Consider the following 22,965-nt stretch of genomic DNA (forward strand, 5'->3'; position numbering starts at 1 on the left):
AAAAGTCAAAGTGAAAAGATTAGCAGTCGCGTGTTTTGTGTTATTACTGAGTGCTTGCGCTAGCCAATATGGTAGCGATAGTCCGCAATTGGACAGCAGCAAACCCTTTTATGTGTTGCCGCTAAACAATCAGTCGAATATGCCACTGGCCCAAGCTCAGGCCGAACAGTTGTTGGCATCAGTTTTGGCAGAGCAGGGAGTAAAGGTGGTCCTGTATCCCAAGCAACAAGTGAGTGATATCGAGGCCAGCTTAACTCCGCAAAAACGTTGGACCGAGGCTATGCAGTGGCTTGAAAGCCAACCCAATGGTTATGTGGTCGGCGGCTCAATTCAGGAATGGCAGTACAAATATGGGTTGGATGGTGAACCGGCTATCGGGATCACCATCACCTTGTCTGACAAACAACAAAAAGAGCTGTGGCGCGGCAGCGTGTCAAAAAGTGGGTGGGGAAGAGAGTCCATATCCCATATCGGCATGAAAGCCATGGAAGATTTGCTCGGCTCTTTGGAGTGGAACTAAAGGATTATGCCCCAAACGTCTAACCGTCGTTTTAACGCCATATTTTATCGCCTAATTTTAGGCACAGACCACCAGGCTTTTGCTTGGTTTGAAATGGTGTTAGTGGCCGTTTGCTCGATGACGGTATGGATATACCAGTCATCGATTCCTTATGCGCAAGCGGTTGACTACTTTTATTGGCCCATGCTCGGCCCAGTGCTGATAGCGCTGCGGTATGGCTTTGGTCGCGGCATGATGTGCTTCTTTTTGGTGCTTATCCTCGCAGGGGCTTGGAATTCGGTGATGGAGCAAACCGTCGCGGTTAGTGTATCTGTCTCCGTGGGTACCGCGATTTTGACCATGTTGGTGGGCGAGTTTCGAGACCATTGGCATACCTTGAACGAGCGCTTTGAACTGAACTTTCGCTTCATGGAGCAAAAGCTACAGAGCTTCACGCAAAACTATCACCTACTAAAAGTCTCCCACGACCAGCTCGAGCAACGCGCGGCTGGTAAACAAATGAGCTTGCGCACCGGGATCCGCCTGCTGCAGCAGCAGGCATCGCTAGATACGCCAGAGGAAATGGCCAAGCTTGCGCAAAAAAGTCTGAAACTCATGTCAGACGTGGTGACCTTATATCAAGCGGGTTTCTATCTGGTAAAAGACGGGCAGGTTGAGCCGGTTGAATTGGCCAAAATTGGTGTTGAACACGACTTGCACCTTGACGATGCCATGATAGCCGATGCACTGCAGACCAAAGCTGTGCTCTCGCCGATTAATTTTCTAGAGTCGACGGAACGAGGCTTGGCCTATCAATTGGTCATTCCGTTGACCGACATTAAAGGTGTGGTGCGAGGCCTGATTGTCGCTGAAAAAGTACAGTTCATCAGCCTTACCGAAAGCAACATCGCGCTTATCGGCTTGCTGTCGGGCTACATTGGCAATTTGCTCAGCAGCGAGTATTTCACGACAATTCTACAGCCCAGCCAGGGCGAGACTTTCATTCAATACGTCAAGTATCAAAGATGGTACAAGCGCCGTTATGGCGTTGACAGCGCTTTGGTGATTTTTTATGACGACTCACTGGATCAGGTAATGGACTTGTATCGAATTACCGATTTCAAACGCGATGCTGATATTTATTGGTCATGCAAAGGTCCTGATGACCGCCAAGCACTATGTGTGCTTTTGCCGATGACAACCGTGCAGGCGGCAAGCCAATACGTCAATCGAATTTCAGATGCCTTAAAACGCGTCAAAGTTGAGGCGTCTGAACAACTGGAAGTCATTGGTCCGTTGGTGGTGTCGCAACAGTACGATGAGATCGTAAAGCGACTAGAGCAGTTAGGAGTGGATAATGAGGAATTGGTTGATTCTTCAAACCATATTGTTTGAGTCCGCTAGCTTATATCTACTCAGTGCCGAACAGCTAAGCCTGCTTGGCTGGATCAGTTATGCCAGTAGTCACTCTATTGCCGCAATCTCGTTTACTGCGCTGTTTTGGTTAATTTTACCCATGCGCTACAAGACCCCGTTATACGCCTCGATGGGTTTCATCTTTGTGATTGCGATTAGTATGCCGTTAGTTGGTATGCTCGGGCTTACTTTGATTTTTTTGGTCGCTCTTTATCTACCTTCCAAACAGGACGATCAACTGTGGCAGCGCAGCGAAATTGTCGAATTACCTCAACACGTGGAGTCAATTGAAGCCAGTCAATTTGGCAGTGCGGCGCTCAAGGACATCTTGTTGTTTAACCCTTCCGATGAGCGGCGCTTAATCGCGGTAAATGCCTGTCGCTTTTTGCCTGAAAAAGTGGCCATGCCGCTGCTGAAAATTGCGCTAACCGACAAAGTGGATGATGTTCGTTTGCTGGCCTACGCCGCCATCGAGAAGATGGAATTTTCCATCAACCAAAAAATTGATGCTCTGACTAAAAAACTCAAACAAAAAGAGTCCGCCGAAGCACACTACCAAATCGCTAGCCTGTATTGGGAGTTGTGTTATTTGGAAATTGCTGAAGGGCCTTTGCAACTGCATTATTTGGAACAGGCCAAGCACTATCTGCAACGCTCTCTAGACCTCAAACCCTCGGCTCAAACCAAGTTGAAACTCGGTAGGGTGTTGCTTCAGCTACAAGAGTTTGACCAGGCCAAAGTGTACTTAGAGCAAGCCCACGCCAGCGGTTTGTTGGCCACTCAAGTCGTACCTTATTTGGCGGAAGTCGCGTTTGCGCAAGGGGAATACTATAAAACCGCAGAACTACTGAAATCACTGCCAGAAAGCTCAAACATTGCGCTGAGCCAATTAAAGGAGTATTGGCTACGTGAAGCCCATTGATATTTGTTTGTTGCTAGAAGGAACATACCCTTACGTTCGCGGCGGGGTATCGAGCTGGGTCCACCAGTTAATTTCTGGATTGCCCCAGTATCAGTTTTATTTGGTGTTCGTCGGCGGCAGCAAATCCTTCTATGGCAAACAGCACTATGAGTTGCCCGCGAATGTGGTCGGTATCGAAGAACACTACCTGATGGATAAAGGCGGTGTGTTAGATCCGAGAGCGCGAGTCGGCGATGCTAACGCCTTTACCCTGTGGAAGTCAGTGCTGAGCAATTTCCAAAAAACTGACGAAACCTTGACCAAACCACAATTGGCCGGCTTGCTCGACCGATTGGGCCAGAGTGATGGCATTAGCTACGAAGATTTCTTGTACAGCGAAGAGTCTTGGGAAGTCTTAGTTGAGCTGTACATGAATCACGCTGAAAACCAGTCGTTTGTGGATTATTTTTGGACCTTTCGCAATATTTACAGCCCCTTGTTCACCTTGGCCAAAGTGGCGCGAGGCATTCCACCATGTCGGCTGTTTCACAGTATTTCCACCGGTTACGCCGGCTTTTTGGGGGCGCTGGTCAAACAAAAACAAAACGTTCCCTACATTTTGACCGAGCACGGTATCTACACCAAAGAGCGCAAGATTGATTTAACCCAGGCCACTTGGATCAAGGACAGACAGAGCGCGTTGGATACCAGTTTGCATCGCAAAATGGAGCAGACTCGCCAAACTTGGATTCAATTCTTCGAGCAGTTAGGACGCTCGGCCTACCACCAAGCGGATGACATTATTGCGCTTTACGGAGGCAACCGGCAGCGCCAAATTCAAGACGGCGCGCCAGAGCACAAAACCTCAGTGATCGTTAACGGTATCAACATGGCGCGCTTCATCGAGGCGCATCAGTCGCGCCCGCAATCTCCGCCCAAGGTGGCGGGTTTGATTGGTCGAGTGGTGCCTATCAAAGACATAAAGACCTTTATTCGCTCGATTCGAGTCGCTGTTAATGCCGAACCGGAGCTGGAAGGCTGGATTATCGGCCCAACGGAAGAAGACCCAGGTTACGTAAAAGAGTGTGAGTTGTTGATCAGCAGCTTGGGGTTAACCGATAAAGTTAAGTTTTTGGGGATGCAAAACGTCGCCGAGATTTTGCCAAAGATTGGGGTGTGTATGCTGACTTCAATCAGTGAAGCGCAGCCGCTGGTGTTACTCGAAGCCATGGCAGCGGGCATTCCGTGTATTGCGACTGATGTGGGCTCTTGTCGTGAAATTATCGAAGGCATGGAGCCAGAGGATAGAGCGTTAGGGGAGTGTGGCTACACCATCAGCATTGCAGACCCGAATCAGGCCAGTGCGGCATTGATTAAGTTGCTGTCTGACGAGCAAAACTGGCGTGAAATGGGCGATAACGGGTATCTCAGAGTGCAGAAGTACTATCAAGAGTCGATGATGTATGAAAGCTACCAAAGCCTATACAAGGAGCGTTTAGCGTGGCAGGAATAGGCTTTGAATTAAGGCGAATTCTCAAGAAAAACACTCTGCTATCCTACGTCGAGGCCTATGGATTGGCAGCGGTAGTGGGCTCGGGTCCTTGGGTGCTGTCGATTCTGGCCTTGCTGGTCATAGGTATTGTCAGTATTGGACGGGTGGCACCAAGTGAATTGGTAATTCAGTACTTGGTTTTGGTCACCTATATGATGGCGGGTTCGCTTATCTTAAGCGGATTTTTCCAACTGATGTTGACGCGGTTTATTTCGGACTGTTTGTTCTCCGAGGAGAAAAATTCAGTTACGCCCAACTTGCTCGGGTGCATGTTAACGGTATCTGTTGTCAGCGTACTGATTGGGATAAGTATCTTATCGCAAACTCAGCTGCCACCATCGATTAAAATGGCGCTGTTATGCGGCTTTGTCACCCTGTGTAACTTGTGGGTGATCATAGTGTTTTTAAGCGGTATGAAACAATACTATCGCATCGTTTTCACTCTGCTGGGGGGCTACACAGTAATGGTGTTAGCCTCTTGGTTACTGCCACCTAATGGCCTGCTGGGGCTACTGGTGATTTTTGCCGCCAGCCAGGGACTAATTACCTTTGTTTTGCTGTTCTTTGTGTTGCGCAGTTTTCCGGCGAAAAAGCTGACCTCATTTCAGTTTTTAAATCCCAAGCGAGCTTTTTACTCACTAGCGTTTTGTGGAATTTTGTACAACTTAGGGGTGTGGGTCGACAAGTTTGTGTTTTGGTTTAGCCCTGAGGTCTCGTTTCAGGTTGTTGACATGTTCCGCGCTTCCTATATCTATGATTTACCGATCTTTATCGCCTACTTGGCTATTATTCCAGGCATGGCGGTGTTCATGCTGCACATGGAGACTGACTTTGCCGCATCTTACGAAAAGTTCTTTGACACTGTGCGCGAAGGGGGCACACTGCGCTCCATCTTTTTGCTCAAAGACAAGATGGTGTTAGATTGCAAAAACAGTCTGTATCAAATCTTCAAAGTGCAGGGCATGGCTTTGGCTTTGCTGTTGCTTTGGAGCGACGAGATTCTCGGTCTGCTAAACATCGATTTAGCCTATCTTCACTTGTTTTACGTGGATTTAGTTGGGGTGTCACTGCAAGTGATGTTGATGGCCATTCTCAATGTGATGTTTTACTTGGATAAACGCTATCAAGCGCTAGCATTGATAACGGTGATGGCCGCCTCTAACTTCGTGTTGTCTTACGTTTCTGTCTACTTGGGCCCGCAGTTTTACGGTTATGGTTTTGCACTTTCGATGCTCATTAGCACCTTGTTAGGTTTGGTGCTTATCAACCGACAATTCCTGCGCTTAGAGTACGAAACTTTCATGCTGCAGCGCTAACACGGCTGGAGCCTTGCGCGCTTGAGGCATGTTTACCGAATTAGGTGTATTTTTGCAGCTTGGACAGCAGTTCAGGTGCGCCTGTGGTGCTGTTCAACTCGTTCAGATCACAGTGATTCTCGTCAAGTTCAAGCTGAGCACCGGTTTGCGCAATATGGGATAGGGTTTGTCGAGCGGCAGGTACAAAAGTATGTAGCAAAGCCGCTGGGTAGATGGCAATCCGGTAATTAAGCTTCTGTAACTCTTCAGAAGATTTAACCGGCGAGTGGCCACCTTCCACCAAGTTGTGTACCAGTGGCATTGAACTGCCAAAGGTTTCGCCAATCTGACGCATTTGGTCTAGGTCTTTTGGTGCCTCAATAAACAGCACATCGGCACCAGCTTCCACGTATTTTTCAGCACGAGTCATGGCATCGTCAAAGCCATTGACTCCCAGAGCATCGGTTCTGGCAATCAGCAGGGTATTTGGGTCTTGGCGAGCGTCCAGAGCGGCGTGAATTTTTCCCACCATCTCATCGCAAGGGATCACTTGCTTACCCGCCATATGACCGCAACGCTTCGGCATTAGCTGGTCTTCCATCTGCATCGCACTAGCACCCATTTTTTCAAATAGGCGCATGGTGCGCTGCACGTTCAAGGCGTTGCCAAAGCCTGTGTCCATATCCACGATCAGCGGTATCTCGATGCGTTCGCGAATGTCGCTAATGGTGGTAGCCACTTCGTTCATACTCACAAGCCCCATGTCTGGGCGCCCAAATCGCGCAAAAGCGATACAGGCACCAGACAAAAACGCCGCTTCAAACCCAGCTTGCTCGACCAGCAAGGCCGATAGCCCATCGTAAACACCAGGCGCTTTTAGCACTTGGTCTTGTTGCAGGCGTTGGCGTAGCGTTTGTTGCGGCGTCATGGGCAAGGTCCTTATTCCGGAATGTGAGTGTGTTCTTCAAGCAGTGAGCCGTAACCGCGCACTCGGTCGTGAATGCCTTGGGTTCGCAGCGCATGCCAAAAGGTCACGGCATTAATCGCCAACACTGGCTTATTGAGCTCTTTTTCTAGCTTGGCGGCCAGTTCAACGAAATACATGTTGGTACCGGCTTGCAAAATCAGGTCGACATCTTCGCCATCGACTTCATCAAGTAGGGCGCGAGTCTTACCGAACGGCTCGTGAGCAATTTCAACAGGACCCGGTGAGCTGTGGCCTTTAATGCGTACAACTTCATAGCCAATGTCCTGCATGAATTTAACCACGTTGTCATCACCGACAGGCATGTAGGGGCTGATAACACCGATGCGGCGCGCTTTTGGATAGCACTTAAGAGCATCCAGAATCGCTTGCGCACCAAAGGTGATTTCACAGTTACCTGCGTCCTTGGCAATGTTGTTGTAGCGATGGAATTCGCGATCAGAACGGTCTTTACCATCCCAGAAAGTTTCCGCTGAATAGCCGAAAATCACGTGGTCTGGGCGACAGGTCAAGGAGTCGCGTAAGCCCTGCTCGGTGGCAGCACCAATCGCTTCTACCATTTCAACGAACTCTTTTTCGTTGGTGACCTTAAACGGTGGAATCACACAGCCACGCGTCGCCACGACTACGCCTTCTGGCGCCATCATGTGGTACTCGGTTTCAACCGCTGTGTTGGTGGAGGGTACTAATACCGCGAACTTCTTGCGGTAACCATAATAGTCAATCGACATCGCTTCTCTCCCTGAGGTTAGGTTTGCATTTGTATTATAGTTATAACAATATGGTGTAATCCAGTGTATGTAAAGCCCTTATTTTTTTGTGGATATCAAGGAGAGGTCATGGAACAGCAGCCAAAAGTGGCAATGGTTACCGGGGGAAATGACGGTATTGGCCGCGAAATCAGCTTGGGTTTGTTGGAGCGGGGGATGCAGGTGGTAGCGGTGGGCCGCAACGCCGAATCGCTGGCTGAAACTGAGCGATTGGCAGAGCACTTGCCCGGTGAGCTCACCTGCTATCAATTGGACTTGGGGGATGCCGAAGGCCGACAACGCCTGATTGTTTGGACTGTGCAAGAATTTGGTCGAATCGACGTTTTGGTCAACAACGCCGGCGTCGCTCTGGATAAATGGGTTAGTGGACTTGAGGTGTCACTAGAGACCTGTCAGCAGACCTTTGATATCAACACTTGGGCCGTGCTCGACTTGTGCCAAAAAGTCCTGCCAGTGATGGTAGAGCAAGGCTATGGGCGGGTGGTGAATCTCTCAAGCGAACTGGCTTCACTTGGAGTTATCGAGCTTGGGCAAACGATTGCGTATCGCATGTCAAAGTCAGCGCTAAATGCCATGACCAAACTATTGGCTTTGGAGTTGGCCGAGCACAGCAACGTAAAAATTAATGCTGCGGCTCCGGGTTGGGTTAAAACCGAGTTGGGTGGCGAAGATGCACCGCTTACTCCGAAGCAAGGGGCTGATACGCCGCTGTGGCTGGCGACCTTGGATGAGAATGGCCCAAGCGGTGGTCTATTTCGCGAACGAGAAGTCTACCCTTGGTAAACAAAAGGCTAGTTTTAACAGGGAGTTATACTTCTTAATCGGTAAGCCCTATTTTGGTCGATCAACCGCGTGAAGCCGTACTGGGTCGCTCTGATACAAAGCGACGCGTGTTTTCGATAACCGCTTGAACCTGAGCTTCGCGGGCCATAACAGCTTTGTCCTCATTTAACTCGTCAGCGTAGTAGCCAAAATTCCAGTGATTAGCTTCTGGAAGCTCAACCCACAAAGCGTTGGCGGGCAGCATGCGCGAGTTGGCGGTGACATCAGCCTTGGTGGTCATCAAGTCCTTGCCACCAGAGATAGACAGCACAGGCAACTCGAGGCCGCTAAGATCAGAGGCCGAGTAGGAGGCCCACAACACCAGCCCCTTTAGCTTGTCAGCATTCTTCTCGGCATAAGCTGCGGCAGCGACGCCACCTAACGAGTGGCCAACTAGATACCAGCGTTGTACCAAGGGATAGCGTTCCATCACTTGGTCCGCCGAGTTAATACCCAAAAAAGCGGTATTCAATGGCATAGGGGTTATCACCGCCAATTGCCCACCCTCGGCGAACTGGCGCATCACAGGTGCAAAAGTCGCTGCGTGCGTTTTACCACCTGGATAGAAAATAATCCCAACCTGAGGCTGACTCTCGCTTGGCTCAAAGGCAATAAAGTCTTGTTCGGTCACTGTTACGTTTTCGTCGCTGACCAGAGCGTTTTGAGTCACGGATTCTTGATAGGGGAAAGGAATACTCATCCACACAGCGGTGCCACCAATGAGCACCACTATGAGTCCAAGTAGACCGAGAACTATTCGCTTAACCATGTAATCTCCCTATCAATCGCTTAGCGCACTTTTTAATTCTGGTTGCGGTTCTGGTGATTTTCGTGACAAGCGCCAGCCCCAGAAAAATACCACAAAATTGAGAATGCCAAACAACACAAATGGCGCGCTTGGTCCAATTTTACTGAACAGAGTGCCACCGCCGGCGGTACCCAAGAAAATACCGACAGCACCGGCGACGCCGAAAAAGCCAATGATGGCGCCACGGCGATGACTAGGGGCCTGTTCACCAACCAAAGCTTGGCTGGACACAAAGGCGCTGATTTCAGCCACCCCCATCACAAACAGCAGACCTTTCACCCAGCTTTGAGTGGGGTCGGTGACGAAGAACATGGCACTGTAAATCACTCCAGCAAGGCCCGCAGCAGCTGTCACCGCCTGGACACGGGTGATGCGGTCAGACAGCCAGCCCATGGCCAACGAGCCTACCAAAGCGCCGCCAACCACCATCATCACCGACGGCATCACCAGCTCGGCCATGGCCTGACTTGGTGTCATATCCATGTTGTTGCCGCCAAATTGCACCAGCCAAAGGCCCACAAAAGCACCGGTCACAGCTAAGTCACCACGGCTAATAAAAGCCGCCGCGTAGGACAGGGCAATCTTGGGATTCTTAGCCGCAGCGGTGGCGTGCTTAAAGCTGGTGGCCATGCTTTCTTTGGGTTGGGTGTCATCGGCTTTCACTGGGCGGTTGGCCACGCCTTTGGCCAGTCCAAAGAAAGCCACAATAATCGCTGCGATACCCATGGCACCGGCCACGGCAAAAGTCGCCTGCTGAGCATCCGCTTGAGTGTAACCTTGCTCAACAAACTGCTGAGGCAGTCCCGCTAGAATTGGCGGAATAAAGGCACCAAGGGTGGCCAGAAGGCCCTGAACACCATTGGCTCGGCCACGACTGTTGTCTTGGGCGTAGTCCGCTACCACGGTAACCATCATGGTCAGCATGGCAGCGGTACCAAAGGCGACAATCACGCGATAGCCGATCAGTTGAGTGAGGTTTTCAGCGCTGCCGTATAAAGTGAAACCAATTGATGTCAGTACCAAACCCAGAAGATAAATACGACGGCGACCAAATCTGTCTGCCCAAAGGCCGTATAACACCATCATCACTAAGAAGATGGCTTCTTGTAGAGCGCCCAATAGGCCGGTAATTTGGCCTTGCTCTTCTTGGGGAACGCCAATGACTTGCAACAAACCGGGTTGCAAGATGGCAAGTGCCCCTGCGTAGGCTGAGGAAATCAGCACCACGAACAGATATGCCATGAAATGGCGGGGTTTTACCCCTTCGCTGAGATCTAACCCAAGAAAGCGATGAGTCATGGTTTAGCCTCCGCTGCGTTGCATTTGTTCGCTACCCATGCGCATTTTCACCATGCTCTCAACCTGATCTTCGCCAAATACCTGCGCGGCCAGTTTGTTCATAGGATCGCGCTCGTAGCCGTAGGTGCGAATTTTGTGGTCTGTGTCGCGCAGTGCGGCGCGCTCTTCCAGTGGTACCTGTATGGCGGCGTCAACCCACTCCAGCCAACGGTCGACCATTTGGTGAAGATATTCTTCGTATACGCTGATGTTCTCGTCGTTGAGCTCGCCAATCAGGCTCTGTGTAGCAGGGTTGTTGAGCGCACGCATGTAGTTGCCGTGGCTCACCGACCAGTGAAAACGCTCGTCACCGCGGAACTTTAAGTACCATTGGTTGACCTCATCGCCGTAGTACTTGTCGAGGTAATCGACATCGGTTAGTAAATTTTTGCGCGGGGTGTAATCGCAGTAGCAAAATAGCTGAGGCACAGTGCCAAATACGATAACTAGGTGGGGTACATCAATTTGTTGGTCGAGAAATACGGTGAGATTCATGTCCAGAATCGAAGCTTTGCGATTGCCTAGCCAAGAATTCACCAGCCATTCAACACCTTCGCCACTGTAAGCTTTAAACGAGCCTTCAAATTCGCCATTAGGTGAAGTGTAATATTCGCGGTCCAAAGTAGTGGGGCAGCGTTGTAGGTTGGGAAAACGGCTTTCGACCTTGGTTTTTAGCGCTTCAAGAATATTCCAGCAACGCTCCCAGTAGCGAGTGACATCTACATCAGGGTTGTCCGCTAAAAACTCATCAAGGGTTTTAATGTCGTTGTTCTGAGACATGAAGCCTTTCCTTATAATCCAAATCGGGCAAATTTATCTTGCGGCTGCTTGAGCTTGGCCAGCAGCATTCGCTTAGTGATTTTCCAGCCGTTTAGCCAAGCAATTTTGCTGCCGGACTTTTGGCAGGCGAGGATCTGCTCCACTAAATACGGCGCTACGTCCTCCACGTAGTCGCACAGGATGTTGGCAAAGCGTCGGCTTTGCTGAAATTTTTTTGGGTCGGTTTGTGCTTCGCGTACCATGCCCTCGGTGATCACCATGCCTGGGCGCACTTTGGCGACCACCACAGGGGTGTCTTTGAGCTCCTTGACCAGGGCATTGGTAAAGTAATCCAAGGCTCGCTTAGTGGTGCCGTAGATCCCCATACCCGGGAAGTATTCGCCGTCGCTGCCGCCACCGAGCACATTGATGATTTTTCCAAAGCCCTGTTGGCTCATGTTCTTAGCGGCGACGCGACAACCATTGATGGTGCCAATGATATTGGTGTTTACCATGGCTTCGATTTGGTCTTGCGGTGTATCAGCAATACTCCAGGTGGTGCGGGCGATTCCGGCGTTGTTTATCCATACGTCCACTTGGCCAAAAGTATTGACGGCTTGTTGCCACAAATTGAGCACTTGCTGGCAGTCTTGTGTATCGCAAGCCACGGGCAGGGCTTGAGCGCCTAGCTGGTTTATGTCGTCGGCCAGTTGCTGCAAGATTTGCTGAGAGCGAGCGGCAACCACCACATTGTGCCCTTGTCGAGCAAACTCCATGGCCAAGCCTTTGCCAATTCCCTGACTGGCACCGGTAATCACTTTGTTCATGATTCAGCTCCTTGTGCTGCCCAATGACGATTGGGATCTGGATGGCCAACCGCAAAGCCTGTGTCGTAGATTTTTTGTGCTGAGATCTTGCGATTAGGGGCTTTGATTTGACCTAAGAAATCGAGCCGTTGCCAACCGTTGGCATCGCAAATGGCATCGAATATCACTTGGTTCGACGCGGGCAAATTGTTTTGATCGCAAACGTTGTAAATGCCACAAAGCTCGTGGTTAACCGCGTGAATCACGGACTTAGCCACGTCTTCAAAATGGATCGCGTACAAGGGTGCGTCGGCGCTGAATAGCGCTTTGCCGCCAAAGAACTCAATCGCCAGCTTTACCCTTTGCTCAAAGTCCATATCCCCAGGGGCACCGTACATATCCGGGAACCTCAGTACGCAACCACGCTCGCTGGCCAACACGGCGCGCTCACCCGCTTGATAGTACTTGGATGACGGCTCCTCATGATTGGCGGTGGGTGTGGACTCATCGATGGGCGCTTGGCCTTTGCCACCGTCGCCATAGACTGAGAAAGACGATAAGAAAATCACTCGAGGGCAGGCCGCCGCTGCGTTTTCACAGCTGAGTTGAAGTACTTTGCGGTAGTGTAATTCGCGCTCTTCTGGAGTGCGTGTTTGTCGGACATTCGGCGCTACCGTCACAATGATGGCATCGACATCTTTCGCCGCCGCAGCCACTTTTTCTTTTTCTTCACCTTTGAGCACGTGCACTTCTGATACCAAGGCTTGTAGGTCTTTGACCTTAGCCGGAGTGGTGGTGGTGCCGCTGACTTGGTGACCTAAATAAGACAATTCGGCCGCTAGCGCTTTTCCAATGTGTCCCATACCCAAAATAAGAATCTTCACCGGCGGCTCCTGTTATCAGTTTGTTTTGATTTTTATGCCTCGAAGTCATAATGTATTAACATTATATCAAATGTCAACGAAGGACCCCGGCCATGACTCGCGTCGCCGTTTTGCAATTCGCTACTACATTGGATGTTGCTGAAAACCTTGAGACTTGTTGTCGAATGATCGACCAAGCGGCAGAGGTTAACCCTGATGTGATGGTGCTTCCAGAGTTCTGTAATGCACTGTCGTGGTACGAATCACAGCAGCAAGCTTTTGAGCTTGCAGTGAGCTTAGACGGTGAGTTTGTAAAGACCTTGGCCAGCAAAGCAGCGCAACACAAAACCTATCTCGTGGTGAACGTCACTGTGCGTCGACATCCGCTGATGGTAGAGCAAATCAGTGTTACTTCATTACTCTTTGACCGCCGTGGTCGTTTGGTCCATCAAGCGGATAAACAGACCTTGATGGGGCATGAGAATTTCTTTTTCCAGCGTGCCAAGCAGCGCGCCGGCGTTTACTCATCAGACACGGGCCGTCTCGGTATTTTTGCTTGTCGCGATGGAGTGACCTTTGAAACCGCTAGAGGTTTGGCAATTGATGGCGCCCAGTTGTTTTGCGACTCGCTCAACTCCTTTGCATTAGATGAAGCGCGCTTGCACGTGCCATCTCGCGCCGTCGAAAACGGAGTGTTCATGGCGGCGGCTAACAAGGTTGGCCCGCTGATCCCCGAAGACCAGCTCGCTCAAGTGGCTGAGCAAACCGGAATTCCCGAGCGCTTCTTAATGGGCGCAGGACAAAGTCAGATAGTGTCGCCAAGCGGGGAAGTGTTGGCGATGGCGCCTTACAACCAGGAGGCCTTTGTTTGGGCGGATGTCGATTTGTCTGAGGTCGCGGCCAATACTCGACCCGATGGTTCCAAGTTATTGCAATTGCGCCGTCCAGAACTCTACACGGAGCTTAGCGTCAACCCTGCTCAGCAAGAGTATCAGTCTAGCGCTCGCCCCGTCATCGCGGCGATGTTAGCGCCTGTAGGTTACCCACAGCAACGCATGCAAACTGTGCTAGAGAACATTGTCGATGAGGCATTTGACGTAATGGTATTGGCCGAGGGGTGCTTCGACGATGCCAACTACAGCCTGACAGACTTGGTGGGCACCTTAAAACAAGCATTAGCGGACAGCGCTAAGTATGTGTGTTTTAGTTTTAAACAAGCCAGTGGCATTCGAGCGATACTGGTCGGTAGCGAAGGCGTAGTCGCCAGTCAGGGACTGCTGCATCCTAGCCAGCGTTATGGTGACGCAGAGTTGGCAGGGGATATCGGCGTTCATCAACTGCCATTTGGCAAGGTCGCGCTGTTCTGTGGCGATGACGGTCATATACCTGAAAGCGTGAAAGTGGCCGCTCTTAAAGGCGCACAGCTCATTCTGTATCCATTCTCCTTACAGCAAGCCTGGGAAAACCAACTGGCTCTGCCTTCGCGCTCCGCCGAAAACCGAGTAGCCATTGTGGCCAGTTCCTATCACAAGGTGCGCATGGGCGGACTGATTTGTTCTTTGGAAACCGATTTTACCCTGTTGACACCCTGGAGCGATCGTCAGTTCGATGGTCATATCAATCAGCCGCCTATGGTGCTTCAAGGGGCTGATGGTGAGATAACCCAATGCAAAATTCCCTTGCAGGCGGCTAATAACAAATTGATGTCGGCGGATACCGACTTATTAGCGGACAGACCCTTTCATTTGTGCGAGCGCTTGATTGCTCAGCGGGTTAGCGCCTGATGTCTCAAAACCCAATCGATTCTTTACAGCAGCAAATCACCGGCGTGGCTCACGTGGGCTACGTGGTGGCAGACATAGAAGCGGCGATTGAAAACAGCTGTCGGCGATTTGGTTTAGCGCCAGCGTCTGTGCGTTGGATGGGCAGAGACGACCCTCAAGCCCTCTGCGTGTTTGCCTTTATCGAGGTGGGTGGATTAGAGCACGAGTACATTCAGGCCAAACGCTCACCTATGTTGGAGTTATTGGGAGAGCAGCCTCAGGGAGCCGGCGGTATTAATCACGTGGCATGGCTTGTGAAAGACATGAACCAGTCGTTGCAGATTTTAAAAGCGCAAGGCGTTAAGCCAGGGTACGTGACACCGGATGGCCCGTTTGAGCTGCCCGACAAATTCTTGGTTTATCTCAATCCAGATGATTGCGACGGCCATCTTATCGAATTGATTCAACTTAAGACCCCAGCAGAGGAGTCCTCATGCCTCTAAAGCGAATAGAGCAAATCCTCGACCAGCACTTTGGCAACAGCCACGATGACGATCAACAGGTGCAATGGCAACGCAGCGGCAGTTTTCACTATTGGTTAAACGACGAGTTAACCGACGTGGTTGAGCCTTGGCGTATCGGTACCAACCCGCAAGGCGTGCAGTGCATTCAAAGTGTTCGAGTCAGCGAGCAATACGGTTTGGTGCTGGCGGCAGACTGGCAACAAGATGGCGAGCAAACCCACGCCAAAGTGTGGATGCGCGCGCAGGGCCAACCAGAGGTGCAAGCGCACTACAACATTGAAGGCAATGTTTGGCAGGCTCGCCACCGCGGTCCTCAGGGTGAGCGCCAGCAGCAAGGCGAGTGTGTCAAAGGGCTGGTATTTTTCCCGTTGCTCAGGGTGTTTTCTGGCGCCATGTTGTTAGCGATGCAAAAGCCAGGGCTAACCTTGCTGCTTCCCGATATCGAAATCAGTTGTCCACCCAATGACAAACTACTTCCCAAGCAAGACTTACGTCAGTCTTTCCTTCTGGAGGAGCAGCCTACAGTTGCTGCACAAGCCTTTGGAATGCGCGGCGGACACTACAAAGAAGATAACGCCAGCTTTGAAATTGACCAAAGTGGCCTGTTGCACCGCTACTTGTGGAAACAGTCAGACACTTTGCGCTGGCGCGTGGAAAATCGCTTCTCATAATCCGCCGAAAACAGGGCGTTTCTTTGTCAATTGTCAAAGTCTTAACCGCCCTTTTAAAGGATGCTAATCATTAACAAAATCTCCGTGTGAACCTTGAGAGCGGAGCAGCCAACTAGGAGCTAGGCATGACTAAGATCGTGGTGTTATTCAACCTAAAAGACGACGTAGCAATTAGCGATTACGAGAACTGGGCGCGCACACGCGACTTACCAATTGCCGGTGGACTGCCGTCAGTAGACCAGTTCGATATTCTCAAAAGTCAGGGCTTGCTAATGAGCGATGCCACGCCTCCGTATCAGTACATCGAAGTGTTGGCCATTAATGATATGGACCAGTTCGGCAAAGACATCTCAAGCGAAGAAATGCAAAAGGTAGCCAGCGAATTCCAAAGCTTCGCTGACAACCCAATGTTCATTTTGTGCGACCAGCTGTAAGGACACTCATCATGGCGCAATATCCAGAACTCAATGGCAAGGTGGCTGTGATCACCGGAGCAGGACGTCACAAGGGTCTAGGTGAGGCGATGGCCAAACGCCTAGCCGCCGAAGGCTGTAAGTTGGTATTGACCGACATCGGTCAGGCAAAGGGACAATACGCCAGCGCGGATGCGGTGGGATTGAGCGATGAGCTCGAGCAAATTGTGGCAGAGATTAACGCTGCCGGCGGTGACGCAACGGCTTTTGCCTGTGATGTCACCGATGCCGAGCAAGTGGCTGAAGCCGCCAAGTTTGCGGTAGAGCGCTACGGCTCGTTGGATATCTGGGTCAACAATGCCGGGATTGGCTATCTGATGAAGCCTATCTTGGAAATGGAAGTGGCCGAGTGGGATGCCGTACAAAACGTCAACCTGCGCGGAGTGTTCTTGGGCATTAAGTTCGCCGCTGAGCAAATGGTCAAGCAAGGCAAAGGCGGCAAGATCATTAACATTGGCTCGCAGGCGTCTAAATCCGGTTTTGCCCACGCCAGTGCTTACACCACCTCCAAGCACGGTATGACAGGCCTCACGCGTGTTGCCGCGATGGAGTTAGGGCCGCACGGTATTAACGTCAATCAGATTTGCCCTAATCACGTCACCACAGGGCTTGGCGCTTGGCAAAACGCTCACTTTTCAGAAGTGACCGGCAAAGGCCATGACAAGTACATGCAAGACATGAAAGACCGCATTCCATTGGGGCGCCCGGGCTTACAAGAAGACATCGCCAAGGCCTGTGCTTTCTTGTGCTCGGAGCAGGCCGAGTACATCACCGGTGAGGCAATGAATGTCTCCGGTGGCGAAGAATATCACTAATTTCAATAGGCTAGGGAGTAGTTGTAATGAATGCCTTTTGGCCAGAAAAAGCGCGCTTGGCGCTATCCATTGTAGTTAACGTTGAAGAAGGTTCTGAGTACAACGTTCGCGATGGCGACAAAGGAATGGAGCCGGTTGACGAGTTGGGCGTAAGCCTTAAAAAGCCCATTCGCAATTACGGTAACGAATCCAACTATCAGTACGGCCTTAACGAAGGCGCGGCTAGAATTCTAAAGTTGCTCGACCAATACAATGTGCGCGCGACTTGGACCGCAGCGGCGGTCAGTCTCGAGCGAGCGCCGCACTTGGCCGATGCCATTGTCAGCCGAGGTGATGAGGTGTGTAGTCACGGTCATCGTTGGATCCACCAATTTCGCATGAGCGAAGACGAAGAGCGTAAATTCATTCGCGATGCCGCCGATAGCATTGAGCGCAGCACGGGCAAACGCCCAGCCGGCTGGTTATCGCGCTACTTGCTGACCGATAACACACGTCGCTTGCTGCAAGAAGAAGGCTACACCTACCACATGGATGACTACTCTCGCGACAACCCGTTTTGGGATAGCGTTGAGGGCAGCGACAAGCCCATGTTGATCATGCCTTACGCACTGGATTCCAACGACATGAAGATGTGGGTGTCTGCCTCTTATACGCCACAAGATTGGTTGGACTACGCCAAACGCACTTTTGACGTGTTGTATGAAGAAAGCGAAGATCAAATGCGCATGATGAGCCTAGGTTTACACCTGCGCATTATTGGTCGTCCCGGTCGTATTTGGGCGCTGCAGGAGTTCTTGCAGTACGCCAGCAGCAAATCTGGAGTGTGGTTTGCCACCCGTGAGCGCATCGCACAGCATTTTGCCGACAACAATCCAGCTAAGTCTGGAGATGTCTAATGTCGCCTTTGATTCGCTCGCTGCTGTTTGTACCCGCTAATCGGCCTGAGCGCTACGCTAAGGCGCTGGCGGCCGGTGCAGATTTGGTATGCATCGATTTAGAAGATGCAGTGCCTGCTGCTGAAAAGCCCGACGCTCGTATCGCCTTGCAAGACTTTTTGGCGGAAAACCAAGCAAAAGTGTGCGTACGCATTAACCCGATGAGCACACCTGACGCCGAAGCCGATTTAGCCGCACTCAAGGCCAATCCACCGGCGGTGGTTATGCTGGCGAAATGCGAGGGGCCACAAGAGTTGGCCAAGGCCCATCAGTGGTTGCAATCCGAATCAACCCAGTGGTTGCCACTAGTGGAGACCATTGAGGGCTTGAAGCTCTCGCCAACGTTGAGCCAAGCCGGATTGCCAATTGCCGCTTTGATGTTTGGCGGTGCGGATTTCTCGGTTGAGCTGGGCTGCGAGTTTGCTTATGAGCCATTGTTGTTCGCCCGCAGTGAACTGGTGATGGCCGCTGCGGCTCAAGGCTTGTCTGTAATTGATGTTCCCTACATTCAGGTGAGCGATGAAGCGGGTTTGATTGATGAAACCCACAAGGTCAAAGCTTTGGGCTTTACCGGCAAATCGGCCATTCATCCCAAACAAATTGTTCCCATTCACAATGCTTATCAGCCAACGCCAGCTCAAATTGAGCAGGCACAAGCGGTAATAGCCGCGGCTGAACAGTCGCAGGGTGGGGCAGTGATGCTAAACGGGCGCATGCTGGATAAGCCAGTGATTGCCCAATCCGAACGAATTCTGGCCTTAGCAGCAGCCGCTGCGAACGCCAATTAATTGCAGTTTGTCATCCGAGCACAAGGAGTAACCGATGACCGTATCCCATAAGAAAGTTGGCGAAAACCGCTACCGTGAGAGCTTTGGTCGTCACTACGAAGAGTTTCATGTAGGCGACATTTACGAGCACCGTCCGGGCCGTACTATCACTAAAACCGACAACACCTGGTTTACTTTGCTGACCATGAACACTCACCCAATGCACTTTGACGATGAGTACGCCAAAGCCTCTGAGTTTGAAAAGTGCATCGTATGTTCGCCGTTTACCGTGGCTTTGATGGTAGGCATGAGCGTTACTGACGTGAGCCAAAAAGCGATTGCTAACCTGGGTTGGGATGACATCAAACTGACCCACCCGCTATTTGAAGGCGACACGCTGACTGCAGAGTCAGAGGTGATTGCTAAGCGCGAATCGGCCTCGCGTCCCGGTGCCGGCATCGTGACCGTGCGTACAAACGGCTTTAATCAACACGGCGATATGGTGTGTACCTTCGTTCGTAAGATGTTGATCGCAAAGCAAGGTCACTCAGTAGAAGACAAAGTGAATTACTAACGGAGAGCAGTCATGTCAGAGGTTTGGTCAAAAGAAGACGAAAGCGCCATCTTGGATATGATCGACAAGTGGGTCGAGAACGAAGTCCGCCCAATTGCCAAAGAGCACGATCATGCGGATTTGTACCCACACGGCCTAGTTGAGCAAATGAAAGAGCTGGGCCTTTTCGGTGCCACTATCGGCCAGGAATACGGCGGTTTGGGTTTGCCGGCGGCAATTTACGCCAAGATTGTTATGAAAGTGTCCAGCGCATGGATGTCGCCAGGCGGTATCTTTAACTCGCACCTGATTCAGGCCTCAGCCATTGAGCGCTGTGGTACCGATGCGCAAAAAGACCGCTGGTTGGCCAAGATGGCTACCGGTGAGATGCGCGGTGGTATTGCCCTGACCGAGCCCAATGCCGGTTCGGACTTGCAGGCGATTACCACCACTGCGGTGCGCGACGGCGATGACTACATCATCAATGGTACCAAGACTTGGATCACCAACTCACTACACGGTAACTCGCTGGCGGTATTGGTAAAAACTGATACCGAGATTCAGCCGCGTCACCGTGGCACCAGTATGTTTATCGTTGAGACTAAAGATGCTGATGGCAACGTGAAGCCAGGTATCACCATCTCTAAGCTTGAGAAAATGGGTTATCGCTCAATCGATACCTGTGAAGTGGTATTCGAAGACTTCCGCGTTCCTGCTGACCACCTTGTGGGTGGCGAAGAAGGTAAGGGCTTTAAGCAAGCGGTAGGCGGCCTTGAGCTTGGTCGTATTAACGTTGCCGCTCGTGGCGCGGGTGTGGCTCAGGGTGCCTTTGAGCATGCGCTTCGCTATGCCCAAGAGCGCGAGACCTTTGGCAAGCCAATTTGCGAGCACCAGGCGATTCAGCTGAAGCTTGGCGAGATGGCCACCAAGGTGGAAGCGGCCCGTTTGCTTATCGAACAAGCGGCAGCTAAGTACGACGCTCACGAGCGTTGTGACATGGAAGCGGGTATGGCCAAGTACTTTGCCTCTGAGGCGGGTTCTTTCTGTGCTAACGAAGCCATGCGCATCTTTGGCGGTTACTGCTACTCAAAAGAGTACGATATTGAGCGCTACTATCGCGACGCCTTGTTGATGTGTATTGGTGAAGGCACCAACGAAATGCAGCGCATCATTATTGCCAAGCAAATGGTTGCCAAAAACAAGATCTAAGCTATCGCGGTAATAAGAAAAGAGAAAAGAACAGGGATAGGGATATGGCTGATTTACCACTGAGCGGTGTTCGCATTATTGCGGTGGAACAATACGGCGCTGGGCCTTACGGCTCGGCTTACCTAGCGGACATGGGCGCTGAGATCATTAAGATCGAAAACCCCAAAACCAAAGGTGACATATCCCGTCAAACTGGCCCCTATTTCTTGGGGGAGAATGACAGTTACTTTTACCAAACCTTTAACGGCAACAAAAAAAGCCTGAGCTTAAATCTCAAAAGCGAGCAGGGCTGGCAGGTGTTTGAACGTTTGGTAAAGAGCGCTGACGCGGTTTACAACAACCTGCGTGGTGATCAACCAGCAAAGCTGGGGATCACCTACGACCATCTCAAATCCATCAACCCCAAAATCGTCTGTTGTCACTTGTCTGCCTATGGTCGCGACAACGACCGCGCCAGCTGGCCAGGCTACGACTATTTGATGCAAGCGGAAGCGGGCCTGATGTCGCTAACCGGCGAGCCAGAAAACGGTCCTAATCGCTTCGGGGTGTCCATGGTGGACTTTATGACCGGTGCCGTGGCAGCACTGGGATTAACCTCGGCCATGCTGGGCGCCCATCGCCAAGGCAAGGGTCGAGATGTGGACGTCAGTCTGTTTGACGTGGCGCTGCATCAGCTGACCTATCCGGCCACTTGGTATTTGAATAAGGGCCATGTAACTGAGCGCATGCCCCACAGCGCGCACCCAGCCACAGTGCCGTGCCAGTGGTATCCAACCGCCGATGGCCACGTGTTTGTGATGGCCATGACCGACAAGTTCTGGCAAGCCTTAGTGGATGAGATTCAAGACGCCCGTTTGAGTGAGGCGCGTTTTGTAGGCTTTGCTGAGCGTCGTGATAACCGCACCGAGCTCAATGAAATTCTGGATGAGTGCTTTAGCGCTCGTACCACAGCTCAGTGGCTCGAGGCCTTTCAAGGACGGTTGCCGATTGCGCCGATTTATGACATGGCACAAGCGCTGACCAACCCTTACATAGAGCAGCTGGGCTTAAAGCAACAGGTCAGCCATTCGCAAAATCCACAAATGCAGCTGCTGAGTAATCCCATCAAAATCGATGGCCAACGTTTACAGGCCAATGCGGCAGTCGCTCGCGGCCAGGACACTCAAGACCTACTCGAAGAATTGGGCTTTGACCGTGCGGCGCAGCGCGATTTAAGCGACTCAGGCGCTATCTAAATTATTCAAGGAGCGATACATGAAACTCTCCGGTGTAAAAGTTCTGGACCTTTCTTTATTTCTTCCCGGTCCTCATTTTTCCATGATGATGGCGGATCACGGCGCCGAAGTGATTGGCTTGGAGCCAATCAGCGGTGAGCCGGTGCGCCACGTTGGTCTTAAGCAAAACGATGAGAGTGTCTGGTTTCGCAACGTTTATCGCGGCAAGAAAAGCATTCAACTCAACCTCAAATCAGAAAAAGGCAAAGAGGCCTTTTATCGCTTGGTCAAAGAAGTGGATGTGCTGATTGAAGCCTTTCGTCCTGGTGTGGTGGCGCGTCTTGGCATCGATTACGACACCATCAAAGCCATAAATCCCGGCATTGTGTACTGCTCAATTTCAGCCTTCGGCCAGACTGGTCCGAAACGACTAAACCCAGCCCACGACTTGAGCATTCAAGCGGACTCGGGCGCGCTGTCGATTAACCTTGGTTTGGATGGCAAGCCCGCACAACCAGCAATGCCGGTAGCGGACATGGCGGGCAGCCTGATGGCCTTTTCCGGCGTGCTGATGGCCTTGTACAAAAAGGCGCAAACCGGCGAGGGCGATTACATGGATATCTCCATGCAGGACAGCCTAGTAGCCTGGTATCCCAATGTGATGGGGCCGGTATTTGCCGAGGATAGAGCACCCAACCCCAAAGATGAGCGCAGCTGGGGTGGGTCGGCCATGTATAACGTCTACCAGACCTCAGATGGCAAGTATCTCACTCTGGGCGGCTCGGAGCTCAAGTTCGCAGCCAACCTATTAAAAGCGTTAGGCCGCGAAGACCTATATCCGTTAGCGCAATTACCTCCTGGACCTGGTCAAGCGCCGTTGCGGGAGTTCTACCAAACCACCTTTGCCGCTAAGCCGCTGAGCCACTGGCATGAGTTCTTGAGCTCGGTGGATGTCTGTTGGGCGCCAGTGCGCGATTTGCACGAGGCGGTGTTTGACGAGCACTTGGCCGAGCGCGAGATGATTCTCACCGACGAGCAAGGGCTTAAGCACCTTGGGGTGCCAATCAAATTCAAAAACCAGCCAGCACAGCCAAATCTGGCTCGCCCGAGTATGGGCCAACACAGCCGTGAAGTTTTGGCCGACTTGGGTTACTCTGAGCAACAAATCGATAACATGCTGGACGGCAACGTCATTCAATAACAGCAGGCACAGAGACTCCGGGAGAG

At 51.5% G+C, this 22,965-nt stretch carries 24 protein-coding genes; 17 read left to right on the forward strand and 7 right to left on the reverse strand.

Features of this window, described 5'->3' with window-relative positions; translation table 11 throughout:
* Positions 1-10: 10 nt before the first annotated feature.
* From CLC93_RS06800 to pelG, 5 genes are read left to right on the forward strand one after another with little or no spacing between them, the layout of a single operon-like run.
* On the forward strand, positions 11-520 hold the full coding sequence (locus CLC93_RS06800) for a hypothetical protein (RefSeq protein ID WP_095505218.1): 510 nt from the start codon (positions 11-13) through the stop codon (positions 518-520).
* Positions 521-526: 6 nt separating this feature from the next.
* The gene (locus CLC93_RS06805; RefSeq protein ID WP_095505219.1) at positions 527-1,894 is read left to right on the forward strand and encodes a PelD GGDEF domain-containing protein; all 1,368 of its coding nucleotides are present in this window, start codon (positions 527-529) and stop codon (positions 1,892-1,894) included.
* Positions 1,857-2,837, forward strand: coding sequence for a tetratricopeptide repeat protein (locus CLC93_RS06810; protein WP_095505220.1), 981 nt, complete (start codon positions 1,857-1,859; stop codon positions 2,835-2,837). The genes CLC93_RS06805 and CLC93_RS06810 overlap by 38 nt, the downstream gene beginning before the upstream one ends.
* On the forward strand, positions 2,824-4,329 hold the full coding sequence (gene pelF / locus CLC93_RS06815; RefSeq protein ID WP_095505221.1) for a GT4 family glycosyltransferase PelF: 1,506 nt from the start codon (positions 2,824-2,826) through the stop codon (positions 4,327-4,329). Before CLC93_RS06810 ends, pelF begins: the two co-directional genes overlap by 14 nt.
* Positions 4,317-5,684 (forward strand): exopolysaccharide Pel transporter PelG, encoded by a 1,368-nt coding sequence (gene pelG, locus CLC93_RS06820; protein ID WP_095505222.1) that lies wholly within the window; start codon positions 4,317-4,319, stop codon positions 5,682-5,684. Before pelF ends, pelG begins: the two co-directional genes overlap by 13 nt.
* A 40-nt stretch (positions 5,685-5,724) precedes the next feature.
* Here pelG and CLC93_RS06825 read toward each other — a convergent pair whose 3' ends face one another.
* Entirely contained in the window at positions 5,725-6,591 is an 867-nt protein-coding gene (locus tag CLC93_RS06825; RefSeq protein ID WP_095505223.1) for an isocitrate lyase/PEP mutase family protein, read from the reverse strand.
* An 11-nt stretch (positions 6,592-6,602) separates the two neighbouring features.
* A complete protein-coding gene (locus tag CLC93_RS06830; protein WP_095505224.1) occupies positions 6,603-7,379 on the reverse strand; it encodes a maleate cis-trans isomerase family protein in 777 nt (258 codons plus the stop codon).
* Positions 7,380-7,487: 108 nt separating this feature from the next.
* Between CLC93_RS06830 and CLC93_RS06835 the strand changes: the two genes are divergently transcribed.
* A complete protein-coding gene (locus CLC93_RS06835) occupies positions 7,488-8,201 on the forward strand; it encodes an SDR family NAD(P)-dependent oxidoreductase (RefSeq protein ID WP_095505225.1) in 714 nt (237 codons plus the stop codon).
* Positions 8,202-8,262: 61 nt separating this feature from the next.
* On the opposite strand, the gene CLC93_RS06840 is transcribed toward CLC93_RS06835, so the two are convergent.
* From CLC93_RS06840 to CLC93_RS06860, 5 genes are read right to left on the reverse strand one after another with little or no spacing between them, the layout of a single operon-like run.
* Positions 8,263-9,009, reverse strand: a complete 747-nt coding sequence (locus CLC93_RS06840) for an alpha/beta fold hydrolase (RefSeq protein ID WP_095505226.1) — start codon at positions 9,007-9,009, stop codon at positions 8,263-8,265.
* Positions 9,010-9,021: 12 nt separating this feature from the next.
* Positions 9,022-10,347, reverse strand: coding sequence for an MFS transporter (locus tag CLC93_RS06845; protein ID WP_095505227.1), 1,326 nt, complete (start codon positions 10,345-10,347; stop codon positions 9,022-9,024).
* A gap of 3 nt (positions 10,348-10,350) precedes the next feature.
* The gene (locus CLC93_RS06850) at positions 10,351-11,166 is read right to left on the reverse strand and encodes a red chlorophyll catabolite reductase (RefSeq protein ID WP_095505228.1); all 816 of its coding nucleotides are present in this window, start codon (positions 11,164-11,166) and stop codon (positions 10,351-10,353) included.
* An 11-nt stretch (positions 11,167-11,177) separates the two neighbouring features.
* Positions 11,178-11,972, reverse strand: coding sequence for an SDR family NAD(P)-dependent oxidoreductase (locus CLC93_RS06855; RefSeq protein ID WP_095505229.1), 795 nt, complete (start codon positions 11,970-11,972; stop codon positions 11,178-11,180).
* A complete protein-coding gene (locus CLC93_RS06860) occupies positions 11,969-12,835 on the reverse strand; it encodes an NAD-dependent epimerase/dehydratase family protein (RefSeq protein WP_095505230.1) in 867 nt (288 codons plus the stop codon). The genes CLC93_RS06855 and CLC93_RS06860 overlap by 4 nt, the downstream gene beginning before the upstream one ends.
* 92 nt (positions 12,836-12,927) lie before the next feature.
* On the opposite strand from CLC93_RS06860, the gene CLC93_RS06865 reads away from it, so the two are divergent.
* From CLC93_RS06865 to CLC93_RS06915, 11 genes are all read left to right on the forward strand, one after another.
* Positions 12,928-14,598 (forward strand): nitrilase-related carbon-nitrogen hydrolase, encoded by a 1,671-nt coding sequence (locus CLC93_RS06865; RefSeq protein ID WP_095505231.1) that lies wholly within the window; start codon positions 12,928-12,930, stop codon positions 14,596-14,598.
* Entirely contained in the window at positions 14,598-15,080 is a 483-nt protein-coding gene (locus tag CLC93_RS06870; RefSeq protein ID WP_095505232.1) for a VOC family protein, read from the forward strand. Before CLC93_RS06865 ends, CLC93_RS06870 begins: the two co-directional genes overlap by 1 nt.
* Positions 15,071-15,772 (forward strand): hypothetical protein, encoded by a 702-nt coding sequence (locus CLC93_RS06875; RefSeq protein ID WP_095505233.1) that lies wholly within the window; start codon positions 15,071-15,073, stop codon positions 15,770-15,772. The genes CLC93_RS06870 and CLC93_RS06875 overlap by 10 nt, the downstream gene beginning before the upstream one ends.
* A gap of 125 nt (positions 15,773-15,897) precedes the next feature.
* Positions 15,898-16,206: an REDY-like protein HapK gene (locus CLC93_RS06880; protein WP_095505234.1), complete on the forward strand. Its 309-nt coding sequence runs from the start codon at positions 15,898-15,900 to the stop codon at positions 16,204-16,206.
* A gap of 11 nt (positions 16,207-16,217) precedes the next feature.
* On the forward strand, positions 16,218-17,060 hold the full coding sequence (locus tag CLC93_RS06885; protein ID WP_095505235.1) for an SDR family NAD(P)-dependent oxidoreductase: 843 nt from the start codon (positions 16,218-16,220) through the stop codon (positions 17,058-17,060).
* A gap of 26 nt (positions 17,061-17,086) precedes the next feature.
* On the forward strand, positions 17,087-17,956 hold the full coding sequence (locus CLC93_RS06890; protein ID WP_095505236.1) for a polysaccharide deacetylase family protein: 870 nt from the start codon (positions 17,087-17,089) through the stop codon (positions 17,954-17,956).
* Positions 17,956-18,783, forward strand: coding sequence for an HpcH/HpaI aldolase/citrate lyase family protein (locus CLC93_RS06895; RefSeq protein ID WP_095505237.1), 828 nt, complete (start codon positions 17,956-17,958; stop codon positions 18,781-18,783). The genes CLC93_RS06890 and CLC93_RS06895 overlap by 1 nt, the downstream gene beginning before the upstream one ends.
* A 34-nt stretch (positions 18,784-18,817) precedes the next feature.
* Complete coding sequence (locus CLC93_RS06900; RefSeq protein WP_095505238.1) at positions 18,818-19,336, forward strand: MaoC family dehydratase; 519 nt, start codon at positions 18,818-18,820, stop codon at positions 19,334-19,336.
* A 12-nt stretch (positions 19,337-19,348) separates the two neighbouring features.
* Positions 19,349-20,524: an acyl-CoA dehydrogenase family protein gene (locus tag CLC93_RS06905; protein ID WP_095505239.1), complete on the forward strand. Its 1,176-nt coding sequence runs from the start codon at positions 19,349-19,351 to the stop codon at positions 20,522-20,524.
* A 44-nt stretch (positions 20,525-20,568) separates the two neighbouring features.
* Positions 20,569-21,759, forward strand: coding sequence for a CaiB/BaiF CoA transferase family protein (locus CLC93_RS06910; protein ID WP_095505240.1), 1,191 nt, complete (start codon positions 20,569-20,571; stop codon positions 21,757-21,759).
* A 19-nt stretch (positions 21,760-21,778) separates the two neighbouring features.
* A complete protein-coding gene (locus tag CLC93_RS06915; protein ID WP_095505241.1) occupies positions 21,779-22,939 on the forward strand; it encodes a CaiB/BaiF CoA transferase family protein in 1,161 nt (386 codons plus the stop codon).
* Positions 22,940-22,965 lie beyond the last annotated feature (26 nt).

This window comes from Paraferrimonas sedimenticola (assembly GCF_002282855.1).
Classification (GTDB): domain Bacteria; phylum Pseudomonadota; class Gammaproteobacteria; order Enterobacterales; family Shewanellaceae; genus Paraferrimonas; species Paraferrimonas sedimenticola.